At 65.9% G+C, this 14,441-nt stretch carries 18 protein-coding genes; 10 read left to right on the top strand and 8 right to left on the bottom strand.

From position 1 onward, the window contains the following. Positions 1 to 19: 19 nt before the first annotated feature. The 5 genes from ACVRRC_RS02065 to oscA form a co-directional block, all read right to left on the bottom strand. Positions 20 to 1,006: a sulfate/molybdate ABC transporter ATP-binding protein gene (locus ACVRRC_RS02065; RefSeq protein ID WP_472996575.1), complete on the bottom strand. Its 987-nt coding sequence runs from the start codon at positions 1,004 to 1,006 to the stop codon at positions 20 to 22. Continuing rightward, a complete protein-coding gene (gene cysW, locus ACVRRC_RS02060; protein ID WP_008568697.1) occupies positions 1,003 to 1,878 on the bottom strand; it encodes a sulfate ABC transporter permease subunit CysW in 876 nt (291 codons plus the stop codon). Before cysW ends, ACVRRC_RS02065 begins: the two co-directional genes overlap by 4 nt. A gap of 10 nt (positions 1,879 to 1,888) precedes the next feature. Beyond that, the gene (gene cysT, locus ACVRRC_RS02055; protein ID WP_170801076.1) at positions 1,889 to 2,704 is read right to left on the bottom strand and encodes a sulfate ABC transporter permease subunit CysT; all 816 of its coding nucleotides are present in this window, start codon (positions 2,702 to 2,704) and stop codon (positions 1,889 to 1,891) included. A 137-nt stretch (positions 2,705 to 2,841) separates the two neighbouring features. Further along, the gene (locus ACVRRC_RS02050) at positions 2,842 to 3,840 is read right to left on the bottom strand and encodes a sulfate ABC transporter substrate-binding protein (RefSeq protein WP_278348840.1); all 999 of its coding nucleotides are present in this window, start codon (positions 3,838 to 3,840) and stop codon (positions 2,842 to 2,844) included. A gap of 270 nt (positions 3,841 to 4,110) precedes the next feature. Then, the gene (gene oscA / locus ACVRRC_RS02045; RefSeq protein ID WP_011911457.1) at positions 4,111 to 4,290 is read right to left on the bottom strand and encodes a sulfur starvation response protein OscA; all 180 of its coding nucleotides are present in this window, start codon (positions 4,288 to 4,290) and stop codon (positions 4,111 to 4,113) included. 257 nt (positions 4,291 to 4,547) lie between these two features. On the opposite strand from oscA, the gene ACVRRC_RS02040 reads away from it, so the two are divergent. The 8 genes from ACVRRC_RS02040 to ACVRRC_RS02005 all read left to right on the top strand — a co-directional run bounded on the left by ACVRRC_RS02040 (position 4,548) and on the right by ACVRRC_RS02005 (position 10,637). Next, positions 4,548 to 5,123, top strand: a complete 576-nt coding sequence (locus tag ACVRRC_RS02040; RefSeq protein ID WP_011911458.1) for an RBBP9/YdeN family alpha/beta hydrolase — start codon at positions 4,548 to 4,550, stop codon at positions 5,121 to 5,123. A 47-nt stretch (positions 5,124 to 5,170) separates the two neighbouring features. After that, a complete protein-coding gene (locus ACVRRC_RS02035) occupies positions 5,171 to 5,809 on the top strand; it encodes a peroxiredoxin (protein ID WP_003284022.1) in 639 nt (212 codons plus the stop codon). A 16-nt stretch (positions 5,810 to 5,825) separates the two neighbouring features. Then, on the top strand, positions 5,826 to 6,419 hold the full coding sequence (ssuE, locus tag ACVRRC_RS02030) for an NADPH-dependent FMN reductase (protein WP_017244243.1): 594 nt from the start codon (positions 5,826 to 5,828) through the stop codon (positions 6,417 to 6,419). 96 nt (positions 6,420 to 6,515) lie between these two features. Next, entirely contained in the window at positions 6,516 to 7,481 is a 966-nt protein-coding gene (locus ACVRRC_RS02025; RefSeq protein ID WP_079329337.1) for a sulfonate ABC transporter substrate-binding protein, read from the top strand. A 47-nt stretch (positions 7,482 to 7,528) separates the two neighbouring features. After that, entirely contained in the window at positions 7,529 to 8,677 is a 1,149-nt protein-coding gene (gene ssuD, locus ACVRRC_RS02020; protein WP_095461194.1) for an FMNH2-dependent alkanesulfonate monooxygenase, read from the top strand. Positions 8,678 to 8,813: 136 nt separating this feature from the next. Then, positions 8,814 to 9,599, top strand: a complete 786-nt coding sequence (gene ssuC, locus ACVRRC_RS02015; protein ID WP_045158076.1) for an aliphatic sulfonate ABC transporter permease SsuC — start codon at positions 8,814 to 8,816, stop codon at positions 9,597 to 9,599. Beyond that, positions 9,596 to 10,387 (top strand): aliphatic sulfonates ABC transporter ATP-binding protein, encoded by a 792-nt coding sequence (ssuB, locus tag ACVRRC_RS02010; protein WP_472996574.1) that lies wholly within the window; start codon positions 9,596 to 9,598, stop codon positions 10,385 to 10,387. The genes ssuC and ssuB overlap by 4 nt, the downstream gene beginning before the upstream one ends. 34 nt (positions 10,388 to 10,421) lie before the next feature. Beyond that, complete coding sequence (locus ACVRRC_RS02005) at positions 10,422 to 10,637, top strand: TOBE domain-containing protein (protein WP_014595507.1); 216 nt, start codon at positions 10,422 to 10,424, stop codon at positions 10,635 to 10,637. Between the two features lie 17 nt (positions 10,638 to 10,654). Here the strand turns inward: ACVRRC_RS02005 and ACVRRC_RS02000 are convergent, their stop codons facing one another. Next, positions 10,655 to 10,879, bottom strand: coding sequence for a DUF2188 domain-containing protein (locus tag ACVRRC_RS02000; protein ID WP_014595508.1), 225 nt, complete (start codon positions 10,877 to 10,879; stop codon positions 10,655 to 10,657). Between the two features lie 131 nt (positions 10,880 to 11,010). On the opposite strand from ACVRRC_RS02000, the gene ACVRRC_RS01995 reads away from it, so the two are divergent. Continuing rightward, complete coding sequence (locus ACVRRC_RS01995) at positions 11,011 to 11,568, top strand: nucleotidyltransferase family protein (protein WP_472996573.1); 558 nt, start codon at positions 11,011 to 11,013, stop codon at positions 11,566 to 11,568. Positions 11,569 to 11,588: 20 nt separating this feature from the next. Here ACVRRC_RS01995 and ACVRRC_RS01990 read toward each other — a convergent pair whose 3' ends face one another. After that, entirely contained in the window at positions 11,589 to 12,020 is a 432-nt protein-coding gene (locus ACVRRC_RS01990) for a hypothetical protein (RefSeq protein WP_084901362.1), read from the bottom strand. Positions 12,021 to 12,093: 73 nt separating this feature from the next. Beyond that, positions 12,094 to 13,074, bottom strand: a complete 981-nt coding sequence (locus tag ACVRRC_RS01985) for a LysR family transcriptional regulator (protein ID WP_472996572.1) — start codon at positions 13,072 to 13,074, stop codon at positions 12,094 to 12,096. 97 nt (positions 13,075 to 13,171) lie between these two features. Here ACVRRC_RS01985 and ACVRRC_RS01980 point away from each other — a divergent pair, with 97 nt between their 5' ends. Further along, a complete protein-coding gene (locus tag ACVRRC_RS01980) occupies positions 13,172 to 14,383 on the top strand; it encodes an MFS transporter (RefSeq protein WP_472996571.1) in 1,212 nt (403 codons plus the stop codon). The last annotated feature ends 58 nt before the right edge of the window (positions 14,384 to 14,441 follow it).

Here is a 14,441-nt window from a genome sequence, read left to right as displayed (position 1 = left end):
ATATGACCGGCGGCACGCATCAGCCTGCGCGCAGTGCCTGCCCCTTGGGCTGGAAGTACAGCGTGCTGCCGCGTTGCACGCCCACCAGGCTGGCGTGGTCGTTGCCGACCTCCGCTTCGATCGGCTCGGCTTGCCCTGCGACTTTCAGCGTGACGCGGGTCAGCGCGCCGAGCGGGCGGATGTCGCGCACCTCGCCGGTCAGGTGCTCGGCCAGCGCTTCACGGCTCAGGGAAACCTCATGCGGGCGGAACAGCACGCTGCGCTGTTCGTCCAGCTGCAGGCGATTGGCGTCGCCGAGGAAGTGGTAGACGAACTCGCTGGCGGGGTTGGCGTAGACCTCCGCCGGCGTGCCGATCTGCTCGATCACACCCTTGTTCATCACCACGATGCGATCGGCGACCTCCATCGCCTCCTCCTGGTCGTGGGTGACGAACACGGAGGTCAGGTGCACGTCCTCGTGCAGCCGCGCCAGCCAGCGGCGCAGTTCCTTGCGCACCTTGGCGTCCAGCGCGCCGAAAGGCTCATCGAGCAGCAACACCTTGGGCTCCACTGCCAGCGCGCGGGCCAGGGCAATGCGCTGGCGCTGGCCACCGGAGAGCTGTTCGGGGTAACGGTCCGCGAGCCAGTCCAACTGCACCAGATTCAGTAACTCGTGCACCTTGGCGGCGATCACCGCTTCGTTCGGGCGCAGCTTCTTCGGCTTCATGCGCAGGCCGAAGGCCACGTTGTCGAACACCGTCATGTGGCGGAACAGTGCGTAATGCTGGAAGACGAAGCCGACGTTGCGGTCGCGCACATCGCGGCTGGAGACATCCTCGCCATGGAACACGATGCTGCCGCTGTCCGGCGTTTCCAGCCCGGCGATGATGCGCAGCAGGCTGGTCTTGCCGCAGCCGGACGGGCCGAGCAGGGCGACCAGTTCGCCGCTCTGGATGTGCAGGTCGATCGCCTGCAGCGCCTGGAACTGGCCGAAGCGCTTGTTGACGTCACGGACTTCGATACTCATGGCTGTGCTCCGGTTTTCAGGCGCGCGATGCGCGATTCGCTCCACTGCTTGAGCAGCAGGATCACCAGCGCCAGGGCCAGCAGCAGGCTGGCCACGCTGAACGCGGCGACGTGGTTGTATTCGTTGTAGAGAATCTCGACGTGCAGCGGCAGGGTGTTGGTCAGCCCGCGGATATGCCCTGAGACCACCGACACCGCGCCGAACTCGCCCATCGCCCGCGCGGTGCAGAGCACCACGCCGTAGATCAGGCCCCATTTGATGTTCGGCAGGGTGATGTGCCAGAACATCTGCCAGCCGCTGGCGCCGAGCAGCCGCGCGGCTTCCTCTTCGGTACTGCCCTGTTCCTGCATCAGCGGGATCAGCTCGCGGGCGACGAAGGGCACGGTGACGAACAGCGTCGCCAGGACGATGCCCGGCACGGCGAAGACGATCTGGATATCGCGATCACTCAGCCACTCGCCGAAATAGCCCTGGGCGCCGAACAAGAGCACGTAGATCAGGCCGGCGATGACCGGGGAGACCGAGAACGGCAGGTCTATCAGGGTCACCAGCAGGCTCTTGCCGCGGAACTCGTACTTGCTCACGCACCAGGCGGCGGCGACGCCGAACACCAGATTGAGCGGCACCGAGATGCCCACGGCAAGCAGGGTGAGCTTGAGCGCGGCCAGGGCATCGGGCTCAAGGATCGCCGTGAAGAAGGTGCCGACCCCTTGCTTGAAGGCTTCGCCGAGGACGATCAACAGCGGCAGCAGAAGGAACAGCGCGAAGGTCAGCCAGGCCGCGCCGATCAACAGGCGGCGGGCCGTTTGCTTGCCGCGACGGGTAGTGGCGGCGCGGGCATTCGCAGACACGGGCAGGGAAGCGGTAGTCATGCTGGCCTCCTCAGCCGTGGGCAATGCGGCGCTGCAGCAGGTTGATCGCCAGCAGCAGGATGAAAGACACCACCAGCATCAGCACGCCGATGGCCGTGGCGCCGGCGTAGTCGTACTGGTCCAGCTTGACCATGATCAGCAGCGGCAGGATCTCGGTCTTCATCGGCATGTTGCCGGCGATGAAGATCACCGAGCCGTACTCGCCGACGCCGCGGGCAAAGGCCAGGGCGAAGCCGGTCAGCCAGGCGGGCAGCAGCGCTGGCAGCAGCACATGGCGAACCACCTGCAGCGGACGCGCGCCAAGGCAGGCCGCGGCTTCTTCCACTTCACGCGGGATATCGGCGAGCACCGGCTGGAGGGTGCGCACCACGAAGGGCAGGGTCACGAAGGTCAGTGCCAGGGTGATGCCCAGCGGACTGTAGGCGATCTTGAAGCCCAGCTCGGTAGCGAACTGGCCGATCGGTCCGTTCGGCGCGTACAGCGCGGTGAGGGCAATGCCTGCCACCGCGGTCGGCAGGGCGAAGGGCAGGTCGATCATCGCCTCGATGATCTTGCGGCCGGGGAAGCGATAGCGCACCAGCACCCAGGCCAGCAGCGTGCCGATCACGCCATTGAGCACGGCGGCCGCGAAGGCGGTGCCAAAGCTCAGCTTGAGCGCCGCCAGCACGCGCGGCGCGCTGACGATGGCGATGAACTGCGCCCAGGAGAGTTCGGTGGTCTTGAGAAACAGCGCACCCAGGGGAATCAGCACCAACAGGCTGAGGTACACCAGGGTGTAGCCCAGCGTCAGCCCGAAGCCGGGTATGACGGAGGTAGATCGGGACATGGACGTTGCCTTTTATTCGAGCGTCTGGCGGCTGAAGTGTCACGAGCGCAGCGTGCAGGGAGGACGCCCACCACCGCTTTCCTCACGGAAGGCAGCGGTGGACCGGTGAAGCCTGGTCCACCCTGCGAAGCCAAGGCCTACTGCGCCTGATAGATCTGGTCGAAGAGGCCGCCATCATTGAAGAACTTCGGTTGTGCGGCCTTCCAGCCACCAAAGTCCCCGTCGATGGTGACCAGCTTCAGCGCCGGGAACTGATCCTTGAATTCGGCCGCTACGGCCTCGTTGCGTGGCCGGTAGAAGTTCTTCGCCGCGATGCGCTGGCCTTCCTCGCTGTACAGGTAGTTCAGATAGGCCTCGGCCAGCGCCCGCGTGCCCTTGCGCTCGACGTTCTTGTCCACCACGGCCACCGGTGGCTCGGCAAGGATCGACAGCGAAGGCGCGATGATCTCGAAATCTTCACCGCCCTGTTCCTTCAGGGCCAGGAAGGCCTCGTTCTCCCAAGCCAGCAGCACGTCGCCGATGCCGTTGTTGACGAAGGTGACAGTCGAGCCGCGGGCGCCGGTATCGAGCACCGGCACATTCTTGTAGAGCTTCTCGACAAAGGCCTGGGCCTGTTGCTCGTCGCCGAATTTCTGCTGGGCGTAGGCCCAGGCGGCGAGGAAATTCCAGCGCGCACCGCCGGAGGTCTTCGGGTTCGGCGTGATCACCTCGACGCCCGGCTTGACCAGGTCGTCCCAGTCCTTGATGCCCTTCGGATTGCCCTTGCGAACGAGGAACACGATGGTCGAGGTATAGGGCGTGCTGGCGTCCGGCAGGCGGGTCTGCCAATCCTCGGGGATCAGTTTGCCGAGGCGATGCAGCTCGTCGATATCGCCCGCCAGTGCCAGGGTCACCACATCGGCGCGCAGGCCGTCGATCACCGCGCGGGCCTGCTTGCCCGAGCCGCCATGGGACTGCTGGATCTTGATCGGCTCATGGCCCTGGGCCTGCCAGTGCTTGTTGAAGGCGTCGTTGAATTCCACATAGAGCTCGCGCGTCGGATCGTAGGACACGTTGAGCAGGGTATCGGCGGCCAGTGCAGGGCCGGCGATCAGCGCGCTCGCCAGGGCGGCGAGGGCGAAGCGACGAATGGACATGGTGCAGCTCCTGAAAAAACTAATTTGGTATGTGTTGGCGCTTCAGGGGCGGTCGCTGAAATCACGCTGGAAGACAGGCAGGGCGAGGCAGAAGCAGCTTGGCGGGTTGCAACCTGGTCTAGCGGTGTCAGGTGGTTTTCAGTGACTCGATTAATTAGCTCCGCATTCGCGGGCGACAGCTGCAGTACCGGTGCGTGTTCATGGTCTCGGCTCGTTTCATGGTCACGCCCTCCGGTGGTCCAGTCGGGCTGATGGATGGGGTAGTCGGGGTCAGGCGTTCTTGCCGGTCGGCTGCAGGCGGAACTTCTCCTTGCGCTCGATCTGCACGACCTGGCCGTTGTGCACGGTGATTTCAACCGAGCCGAACTTGAGGCCGCTCAGGGCACTGTGGATCTCGCGCAGGATGCTGGCTTCGTCCTGCCCCTCGAGGTTGCGAATGGTCGCGGTCATTGCTGTTCTCCGTGAAAGCCTTTCGTGACGACCGGAACGGCCGTAGCCAGCAAGGCGTGGAGCGGATGATAAGTTCGGCCGAAATATTCTTAAAAATATTGTTTAAGAACATTTATAGATTCTTATGGAATAAGGAAGTGGCTCGTTATCAGGTGGTCTTATAGATGAAAAAAATATAAATAAAGAATTCTTTATTCTTTTTAAGTGAATCGATCTGCTGTCTAGACTGGCCGCCATGAATCACAGGAGGCGCCGATATGCGCAGCATCCGATATCTGATCGTGCCGGGCTGGCACGGCTCGCCCGATGAGCATTGGCAGAGCCATTGGCAACGCACCCTGCCGGGCAGCGCCCGAGTAGAGCAGCAGGACTGGCTCCTTCCGCGTCGTGAAGACTGGGTCGCCGAGCTGCAGCGCAGCATTGCCGCCCATGCCGAACCGGTCATTCTGGTGGCGCACAGCCTGGGTTGCATCACGGTTGCGCACTGGGCGGCTCAGGCGCCTGCGCAGCTGCTGCAACGGGTGCGCGGCGCCCTGCTGGTGGCCCCCGCGGATGTCGAACGCAGCGGCTGCCCGGAACCCTTGCGCAACTTCGCCCCGATCCCTCGCCAGCCTTTGCCATTCGCCAGCCTGCTGATCGGCTCGGACAACGACACTGCCGCCAGTGCCGCGCGTGCCGTCGAGATGGGCCACGCCTGGGGCAGCGAGACCACGATCCTGGCCGGCGCCGGGCATATCAACGTGGCCTCCGGACATCGGCGCTGGGAGCAGGGCTTCGCCAGCCTGTACCGCTTGCAGAGCCGGATCGAGCGACAGGCGCAACGGCGCGCCTGAATCGCTATCAACCAATGCCGCAACCCACGCAAGAAAGGAGAACGAAGATGAGCATCCGCCTCGGCGACATCGCCCCCGATTTCGAACAGGATTCCAGCGAAGGCCGCATCCGCTTCCACGAGTGGCTGGGTGACAGCTGGGGTGTGCTGTTCTCGCACCCGGCCGACTTCACCCCGGTGTGCACCACCGAACTGGGCTTCACCGCCAAGCTGAAGGACGAGTTCGCCAAGCGCAACGTCAAGGCCATCGCCCTGTCCGTGGACCCGGTGGATTCGCACATCAAGTGGATCGACGACATCAACGAGACGCAGAACACCCGCGTCAACTTCCCGATCCTGGCTGATGCCGACCGCAAGGTCTCCGAGCTGTACGACCTGATTCATCCCAACGCCAACGACACCCTGACGGTGCGCTCATTGTTCGTCATCGACCCGAACAAGAAGGTGCGTCTGACCATCACCTACCCGGCGAGCACCGGGCGCAACTTCCACGAGATCCTGCGGGTGATCGATTCGCTGCAGCTCACCGACAACCACAAGGTCGCGACCCCGGCCAACTGGCAGGACGGCGACGAGGTGGTGATCGTGCCCTCGCTCAAGGACGAGGAGGAGATCAAGCAGCGCTTTCCCAAGGGCTATCGCGCGGTCAAGCCGTACCTGCGCCTGACGCCGCAACCTAACCGCTGAGCGAGGACGATCACCGATGATGGTCGTTTCCCTGGCCGGCAGCCCCAGCCAGCGCTCGCGCTCCGGCGTGCTGCTGGATGCGGCGGGTGACTGGCTGCAGCGCCACGGCGTGGAGGTGGTGCGCTACGCCGTACGCGATTTCGAGCCGGCCGACCTGATCCACGCCCGCTTCGACAGCCCAGTGGTGCAGCGTTTCGCCGAGCACGTCGAGCAGGCCGATGGTCTGCTGGTGGCCACGCCGGTGTACAAGGCGTCGTTCGCCGGTGCGCTCAAGACGCTGCTGGACCTGCTGCCGGAGCGGGCGCTGGCGAACAAGGCGGTGCTGCCGCTGGCCAGCGGTGGCAGCGCGGCGCACATGCTGGCGCTGGACTACGCGCTCAAGCCGGTGCTGGCGGCGCTCAAGGCACAGGAGATCCTGCACGGCGTGTACGCCGTGGACCGGCAGATCGCCTATGCCGAGGGCAACCAGCCGGCGCGACTGGATGACGAGCTGCGTGAGCGCCTCGAAGCCGCCGCGTCGCAGCTGCTCGCGGCGCTGGCGCGATGTCCGCGGCCACTCGATCCGCACCTGTTGAACGACCGGCTGGCCAACGCCCGCTGGAGTATCTGAAAACCCGGGCTCCGGCCCTGACGCCTCACCCCGCCTTACTCCCCCGCCAACGGGTGAGCAGGTCGCTTCCCAATCCGATCGCAGAGGAGCGTGCTCATGAGCACTCGCAACCTGCGTCGAGGACTGGTCGCCCTGCTTGCCGCGACCCTGTCCATCGGCGCTTTCCATGTCCAGGCCGAAACCCTACGGATCGGCTACCAGAAATACGGCACGCTGGTGCTGCTCAAGGCCCGTGGCACGCTGGAGCAGCGGCTCGCCGGGCAGGGCTTCGACGTTCAGTGGACGGAGTTCCCTGGTGGCCCGCAGCTGCTGGAAGGGCTCAACGTCGGCTCCATCGACTTCGGCGTGACCGGTGAAACCCCTCCGGTGTTCGCCCAGGCCGCCGGTGCCGATCTGCTCTACGTCGCCCATGAGCCGCCGGCGCCCAGTGGCGAGGCGATCCTCGTGCCGAAGGACTCGCCGATCCGCTCGGTGGCCGAGCTCAAGGGCAAGAAGATCGCGCTGAACAAAGGCTCCAATGTGCACTACCTGCTGGTCCGCGCGCTGGAATCGGCGGGGCTGCAGTACCGCGACATCCAGCCGGTGTACCTGCCGCCAGCCGATGCCCGCGCCGCCTTCGAGCGCGGCAGCGTCCATGCCTGGGTGATCTGGGACCCGTTCCAGGCCGCCGCCGAGGCGCAGCTGCAGGCGCGCACCCTGCGCGACGGCCAGGGGCTGGTCAGCAACCATCAGTTCTACCTCGCGGCGCGCCCGTTCGCCGAGCGCAATCCCGCGGTCATCAGCACCCTGATCGGTGAAATCCGTGATATCGGCCGCTGGGTCGAGGCCAATCCGGACCAGGCCACCGAGCAGGTGGCGCCGCTGCTCGGCCTGTCCCGCGAAATCACCCGCAAGGCGGTGATCCGCCAGGGATACGGTGCCCGGCCGATCACGCCAGAGGTGGTTCGTGCCCAGCAGCGCATCGCCGACACCTTCGCCGAACTCAGGTTGATTCCACGAAAGCTGGTCATCCAGGACGCGGTCTGGGCGGCGCCGAAGAGCATCGCCCAGTACCCGGAATAACCCTCCTTGCCCTCGGTTCGCCCGACGAACAAAACGGAGTTCTACCCATGAGCCTCAACATCTTCTGGTTCCTGCCCACCCATGGCGACGGCAAGTACCTCGGCACCAGCGAAGGCGCCCGCGCCGTCGACCACGGCTACCTCGGCCAGATCGCCCAGGCCGCCGACCGCCTCGGTTTTGGCGGCGTACTGATTCCCACCGGCCGCTCCTGCGAGGATTCCTGGCTGGTGGCTGCCTCGCTGATCCCGCTCACCCAGCGCCTGAAATTCCTGGTCGCGTTGCGCCCGGGGATCATTTCGCCCACCGTGGCGGCGCGCCAGGCGGCAACGCTGGATCGGCTCTCGGGCGGTCGCGCGCTGTTCAACCTGGTCACCGGCGGCGACCCGGACGAGCTGGCCGCCGACGGCCTGCACCTGTCCCACGCCGAACGCTACGAGGCCTCGGTCGAGTTCACCCGCATCTGGCGTCGCGTGCTGGAAGGCGAAACCGTCGATTACAACGGCAAGCATCTGCAGGTCAAAGGCGCCAAGCTGCTCTACCCGCCGATCCAGCAGCCGCGCCCGCCGTTGTATTTCGGGGGTTCATCCGACGCCGCGCACGAGCTGGCCGGGGAGCAGGTAGACCTGTACCTGACCTGGGGCGAGCCGCTGGAAGCCGTGGCCGAGAAGATCGCCCAGGTGCGCGAGAAGGCGGCCCGGCATGGCCGAACGGTGCGCTTCGGCATCCGTCTGCATGTGATCGTGCGGGAAACGGATGCAGAAGCCTGGGCCGCCGCCGACCGGCTGATCAGTCACCTGGACGACGACACCATCGCCCGCGCCCAGGCCTCCCTGGCGCGCTTCGATTCGGTGGGCCAGCAGCGCATGGCTGCGCTGCATGGCGGGCGGCGCGACCGCCTGGTGGTGGCGCCGAACCTCTGGGCCGGCGTCGGCCTGGTTCGCGGCGGCGCTGGCACCGCGCTGGTGGGCGACGGCCCGACCGTGGCGGCACGGGTCAGGGAGTACGCCGATCTCGGCATCGACACCTTCATCTTTTCCGGCTACCCGCACCTGGAAGAGAGCTATCGGGTCGCCGAACTGCTGTTCCCGCACCTGGACATCGCCCAGCCCGAGCGCCCGGCGAGCCGTGGCTATGTCAGCCCGTTCGGCGAAATGATCTCCAGCGACATCCTGCCGAAGGCGGCAGCAGCGAGTTGAGTCGGCGGGGTGGTCTGAACCCGATCCTACGGGGTAAACCCCCGCCCTGCGGTCGGCCTGTGCACATCGAGCCGTTGGCGAAAGCGACCGACCGCAAACCTTACGTCAGCGAAATTCGAACATACGGAGCAAAAGCATGACCTTCAATTCTCTTGGTCAGCGTCTGGCGCCGTGGGCCTTGCCGGTCGCGCTGCTGGCGGCCTGGCAGGGCGCGGTGGTCCTCGGGCTGTTGTCCACCCGCATCCTGCCGGCGCCCAGCGCTGTGCTTGCGGCCGGCTGGGAGCTGCTCGGCAGCGGCGAGCTCTGGACCCATCTGGCCATCAGCGGCTGGCGCGCCGGCGTCGGCTTCGCCATCGGTGGCGGCATCGGTCTGCTGCTCGGTTTCATCACCGGTTTGTCGACCTGGGGCGAGCGTCTGCTCGACAGCTCGGTGCAGATGATCCGCAACGTGCCGCACCTGGCGCTGATCCCGCTGGTGATTCTCTGGTTCGGCATCGACGAGAGCGCAAAGGTCTTTCTCGTTGCGCTCGGCACCCTGTTCCCCATCTATCTGAACACCTACCACGGCATCCGCAACGTCGACCCGGCGCTGGTGGAAATGGCGCGCAGCTACGGACTCAGCGGATTCGCCCTGTTTCGCCAGGTGATCCTGCCCGGCGCGCTGCCGTCGATTCTGGTTGGCGTGCGCTTCGCCCTCGGTTTCATGTGGCTGACCCTGATCGTCGCCGAGACGATCTCGGCCAGTGCCGGCATCGGTTACCTGGCGATGAACGCCCGCGAGTTTCTGCAGACCGACGTGGTGGTGCTGGCGATCCTGCTCTACGCGCTGCTCGGCAAGCTGGCCGACCTGGCCGCCCGCGGCCTCGAACGCGCCTGGCTGCGCTGGCATCCGGCCTATCAGGCCAAGGCGGGTGCGCAATGACCGCGCTGCACAACATCCGCCAGGGCATCCCGTTGGCAATCGAGAGGATCGAGAGATCCTTCGGCGAGCGTCAGGTACTCAAGGGCATCGATCTGCATATCCCGGCCGGCCAGTTCGTCGCCGTGGTCGGCCGCAGCGGCTGCGGCAAGAGCACGCTGCTGCGTCTGCTGGCTGGCCTCGATCACCCGAGTCGCGGTGCTGGCCTAGGGCCACTAGAGGCCGTGCGTGACGACATCCGCCTGATGTTCCAGGACGCCCGCCTGCTGCCCTGGAAGCGCGTGATCGACAACGTCGGTCTGGGGCTTTCCGGCAACTGGCGCCAGCAGGCCGAGGAAGCGCTGGCCGCGGTGGGCCTGGGCGAGCGGGCCCATGACTGGCCGGCGGCGCTGTCCGGCGGGCAGAAGCAGCGCGTCGCGCTGGCCCGGGCGCTGATCCATCGTCCGCACCTGCTGTTGCTCGACGAGCCACTCGGTGCGCTGGATGCGCTGACCCGCATCGAGATGCAGCAGCTGATCGAACGGCTGTGGCAGCGGCATGGCTTCACCGTGCTGCTGGTCACTCACGATGTCAGCGAAGCGGTGGCGGTGGCCGACCGGGTGATCCTGATCGAAGACGGCCGCATCGGCCTGGACCTGCCCATCGACCTGCCACGCCCGCGTCACCGTGGTGATGCGCGTCTGGCGGCGCTGGAGGCGCAGGTGCTCGACCGTGTCCTGGCCTTACCGGCGTCGCCGCCTCAGGCACAGGCGCTATCCCCCCTGCCAACCCAGCTGCGCTGGGCGCTATGACCGAATCACAATTTCATACAGACGGAGCAACGACATGACCATCAAAGCCATCAACGTGCGCAACCAGTTCAAGGGCACCATCAAGGAGATCGTCCAAGGCGATGTGCTCTCGGAAATCGACGTGCAGACCGCCGCCGGCATCGTCACCTCGGTGATCACCACCCGCTCGGTGCGCGAGCTGGAGCTGCAGGTCGGCAGCGAGGTGATCGCCTTCGTCAAATCCACCGAAGTGTCGATCGCCAAGCTGTAGAGGATGGGTTGGCGGAGTCAGCCCTTACTCTCACGAGGGTCGGCACTGCGCGGGTAGGTGCGCTCTTCCTGCAGGGTGCCGTCCTTCTTGTGGATCTTTACCGAAGCCGTCCGGCCTTCGAGAAAGGCCGCGGTGATCTGTAGCATCTCGTCCTTGGTGGCCGCGGTCTTCGAGGCACGGGTCGCCCCTTGCTTGCGCAGTTCCCAGCCCGAATCGGTGGCGCTGATGTGGTAGTTGTCCATGCGCGAATCCTCTGCTGTGGGTTGCGGTTTAGAGTGCTGCGCAAAACAGGGGTTCGGTAAGACGGGGCACCGGCAGCGCCGTTGTGCGCCAACTGCTAGCCTGGCCGCTTGCAGCCTCCAGGACCGAGCTCATGCCGACACACGCCCAGTTGCGCGCCATCATCGCCGCCGATCCGCTGCGCATGCGCTGCCTTGCCCACGTCAGGGCGCTCGCCTTGCCGGATTGCTGGGTGGCCGCCGGATTCGTGCGCAGCGCGGTATGGGATCACTTGCATCGGCGTGGCCGCAGCGCCTTGCCGGCGGACATCGACGTCATCTGGTTCGACCGGGCTCGCTGCGAGGCAGCGGTGGACGCCGAGATCGAAGCGAGATTGCGCCGTGCCGACGCCTCGCTCGAGTGGTCGGTGAAGAACCAGGCGCGCATGCATCTGCACAACGGCGATCGGCCCTATAGGACCGCAGCAGACGCGATGTGCCATTGGCCGGAAACGGCCACGGCCATCGGGGTCAGGCTGAGCGCGGAAGGCGAGATCGAGGTCGCCGCCCCCCTGGGTCTGGACGACCTTTTCGCGCTGATCGTACGTCCCACCGCGGCCTTTCGTGGCCGTAAACGGCAGGTCTATCTCGATCGCCTGGCCGCGAAGCGCTGGTCCGAAACCTGGCCGGACCTGCGCATCGTGCAAGGCTGAGCGCCGCGACGCTTGGCATTCTAGATGAAGGCCTGTCGCGCGACGCCACGTGGCTGGCGATTGCGTCCCGGCAGCTGCTCGAGGCGCTTGTGCCATTCGGCACGCACGGACGGAACGGCAACCGGCTTCGCTGCCGCGTCGGGCGCAGTCGGAGCGGCCTTGATCGCCGCTGCGGGTGTTCGCGTGCTCGCCGGCTTCACCGCCGCAGCGGGAGCAGTGGTTGCAGTCGTCGCGACCGCCGCGGGCGCAACCGCCACAGTTTTCGCCGCCTTTGCGGCAGCCCGCAGTTCGGCGAGGCTCGGTGTCTTGCGTACAGGCTCGCTTACCGCCTTTTCCACGCTGCGCAGGCACAGCTTGCAGGAAACCTGAGTGGCGTCCGCCGAACTGTTCAGGCTCGATCCCGTGCGCCCACATGCGACATTGCCATTGGAGGCGGAGTAATGAATCACCAACGTTCTGTCTCCTGATTTTGGGGCGCGGGATTCTACACGCTCAGGCCACCCTGGCAATGCAGGTGACAGACTCTCAGGGAACAGGCCGTCCGGCGATGGCGGCAGGTTGCGGCGCGTTGGTGCCTGTATGGGTCATGCCGACGAGGTTGGGCATGTCCGTACGGATGATCTCGGCGAACAGGCGCAGCTTGGCGGGATAGCTGCGCGCATGTGGGTAGATGAGGTAGACGGGCAGGGGAGCGGCTCGCCACTGTGGCACGAGCTGGACCAGCCGGCCTTCTTCGATGTCCTGTGCAACCACCCAGGCGGAGCTGACGCACGCGCCAAGCCCTGCCAGCGCCGCACTGCGCAGGGCGTAGAGGCTGTCGGTACTCATGCGTGGCTGGATCGCGAAGCGATGCGAGCGCCCGTCCGCCTGGCAGGTCAGCACGACCTCGTCGGTGTAGTAGGTTCGCAGGGCCAGCCAGGGCAGGCGCTGGAGTTGCTCGGTGGTGGTCGGCAGCGGGCCCTCGCCAACCAGTGCCGGATGGGTCACCACTATGCGCGGGACTTCGCCGAGGCGGATAGCGACCACGGACGGGTCCTCGATGGCGCCCACTTGTATGGCGCAATCGATTCCCTCGGCCGTGAAGTTGGGCGAGCGATCATGCAGTACCCATTCGACGCTCACGTTCGGGTAGCGCGACAGATATTTGCCGAGCGGGGCAACCAGCTGGTTCTGGCCGAAGGCGTGCGGGACCTGCACCCGAAGCGTGCCGCGCGGGTCGTCTCGCGCGCCGAGCAGCTCGGCTTCCATCTCGCCCCAGCTTTCGAGGACCTGCCGGGCGAAACCGTAGCAGCGCTCACCATCACCGGTAAGCTGCATTCGGTGGGTCGAGCGATTGAGCAGCTGCAGGCCGAGTGACCGCTCCAGCGCCTGCAGACGTCGGCTGACCGTGGGCTGGGTTGTGCCCAGTTGCGTCGCCGCCGCGGAGAGGCTTCCGGCGTCGACGATTCTGATGAACGTGCGTAGTAGTTCGATGCGATCGATGCCCGCTGTCGAGTAGTCATTCATACGTGTCACGCATAACGGATCTGTGTCTGACGGTACTACAGTCGCCGTTTATGCGCACGGAGAATGTCGCGACTCTGTTCGGACTGGGATTGCCCTCATGACTTCCACTTCCTCATCCCTGACGCTCAACAACAGCACGGATCTGCTCTCGCCTGGGCTTGTCCTGCTCCTGGCATCGGGTGCCGGCTTCAGCGTGGCCACGCTCTATTACAGTCAGCCGATCCTGGGTGTGCTCGGTTCTGATATCCAGGCCAGCGAAGGTGCGGTCGGCATGGTTCCGATGCTGACGCAGCTTGGCTATGCGCTCGGCATTCTGCTCCTGGCGCCGCTGGGTGATCGCTATGACCGGCGCGGGATCATTCTGGCAAAGGCCTCGATGCTCATGCTGGCTCTGCTAATCGGCAGCATCGCCCCGGGCGTCGGTACCTTGCTCGCCGCGAGCCTGGTGATCGGCCTTGCCGCGACGCTGGCGCAGGACATCGTTCCAGCGGCTGCCACCCTGGCGCCCGAGACGCAGCGCGGGAAGGTCGTGGGTACGGTCATGACCGGGCTGCTGCTGGGCATTCTGCTCTCCCGGGTCATGAGCGGCCTCATTGCCGAGCAATTCGGCTGGCGTGCCGTTTACGCCCTCGCGGCTGGCTCGATTGGCTTGATCGGGGGCGCCGCCTGGCGCGGATTGCCACGGTTCGCACCAACCACGTCACTGGGCTACGGCGCCTTGCTCGGCTCCATGCTCAGACTCTGGGCGCAACATCCGACCCTGCGCCGCGCGGCTGTTTCCCAGGGTCTGTTGTCCGTTGCCTTCAGTGCGTTCTGGTCGACGCTCGCCGTCATGCTGCACGCCAGTTTCGGGCTCGGTAGCGCCGCGGCCGGAGCGTTTGGCCTTGCAGGAGCCGCTGGTGCGCTTGCCGCGCCTTTAGCCGGACGACTGGCCGATCGCCGCGGACCAGAGCGCGTGACACGCCTCGGTGCGGCCCTGACCACCGTATCCTTCGCGGCCCTCGGGTTGGTCGGTGTGGTGCCACCGCAAGCCCAGTTGGGTCTGATCGTGGTGGCCGCCATCGGCTTCGACTTCGGCATTCAGGCGACCCTGGTCGCCCACCAGACCATCGTCTACGGCATCGACCCGCCCGCGCGCAGTCGCTTGAATGCCGTGCTGTTCACAGGTGTGTTCGTGGGGATGGCGACGGGCGCGGGACTGGGCAGCCTGGCGCTTGGGCACTGGGGCTGGAATGGCGTGGTCGTGCTGGCGACTCTGGCATCCAGCGGCGCGCTGGCGGCCCGCCTTGTGCGAAGGACTGCGCCTTGATCGCTATCGAGCTCGGCTAGTGCCGCAGATGCGCGTCGACTCTGGCGCATCTGCGGCA

It is taken from the genome of Stutzerimonas sp. LR2, from assembly GCF_055755175.1.
This window is presented reverse-complemented; position numbering and strand designations above follow the sequence as displayed.

What these genes read in the sequence shown, in the direction of transcription:
- ACVRRC_RS02065 (WP_472996575.1), bottom strand. Translation starts at nt 1,006, where the DNA reads ATGAGTATCGAAGTCCGTGACGTCAACAAGCGCTTCGGCCAGTTCCAG.
- cysW (WP_008568697.1), bottom strand. Translation starts at nt 1,878, where the DNA reads ATGACTACCGCTTCCCTGCCCGTGTCTGCGAATGCCCGCGCCGCCACT.
- cysT (WP_170801076.1), bottom strand. Translation starts at nt 2,704, where the DNA reads ATGTCCCGATCTACCTCCGTCATACCCGGCTTCGGGCTGACGCTGGGC.
- ACVRRC_RS02050 (WP_278348840.1), bottom strand. Translation starts at nt 3,840, where the DNA reads ATGTCCATTCGTCGCTTCGCCCTCGCCGCCCTGGCGAGCGCGCTGATC.
- oscA (WP_011911457.1), bottom strand. Translation starts at nt 4,290, where the DNA reads ATGACCGCGACCATTCGCAACCTCGAGGGGCAGGACGAAGCCAGCATC.
- ACVRRC_RS02040 (WP_011911458.1), top strand. Translation starts at nt 4,548, where the DNA reads ATGCGCAGCATCCGATATCTGATCGTGCCGGGCTGGCACGGCTCGCCC.
- ACVRRC_RS02035 (WP_003284022.1), top strand. Translation starts at nt 5,171, where the DNA reads ATGAGCATCCGCCTCGGCGACATCGCCCCCGATTTCGAACAGGATTCC.
- ssuE (WP_017244243.1), top strand. Translation starts at nt 5,826, where the DNA reads ATGATGGTCGTTTCCCTGGCCGGCAGCCCCAGCCAGCGCTCGCGCTCC.
- ACVRRC_RS02025 (WP_079329337.1), top strand. Translation starts at nt 6,516, where the DNA reads ATGAGCACTCGCAACCTGCGTCGAGGACTGGTCGCCCTGCTTGCCGCG.
- ssuD (WP_095461194.1), top strand. Translation starts at nt 7,529, where the DNA reads ATGAGCCTCAACATCTTCTGGTTCCTGCCCACCCATGGCGACGGCAAG.
- ssuC (WP_045158076.1), top strand. Translation starts at nt 8,814, where the DNA reads ATGACCTTCAATTCTCTTGGTCAGCGTCTGGCGCCGTGGGCCTTGCCG.
- ssuB (WP_472996574.1), top strand. Translation starts at nt 9,596, where the DNA reads ATGACCGCGCTGCACAACATCCGCCAGGGCATCCCGTTGGCAATCGAG.
- ACVRRC_RS02005 (WP_014595507.1), top strand. Translation starts at nt 10,422, where the DNA reads ATGACCATCAAAGCCATCAACGTGCGCAACCAGTTCAAGGGCACCATC.
- ACVRRC_RS02000 (WP_014595508.1), bottom strand. Translation starts at nt 10,879, where the DNA reads ATGGACAACTACCACATCAGCGCCACCGATTCGGGCTGGGAACTGCGC.
- ACVRRC_RS01995 (WP_472996573.1), top strand. Translation starts at nt 11,011, where the DNA reads ATGCCGACACACGCCCAGTTGCGCGCCATCATCGCCGCCGATCCGCTG.
- ACVRRC_RS01985 (WP_472996572.1), bottom strand. Translation starts at nt 13,074, where the DNA reads ATGAATGACTACTCGACAGCGGGCATCGATCGCATCGAACTACTACGC.
- ACVRRC_RS01980 (WP_472996571.1), top strand. Translation starts at nt 13,172, where the DNA reads ATGACTTCCACTTCCTCATCCCTGACGCTCAACAACAGCACGGATCTG.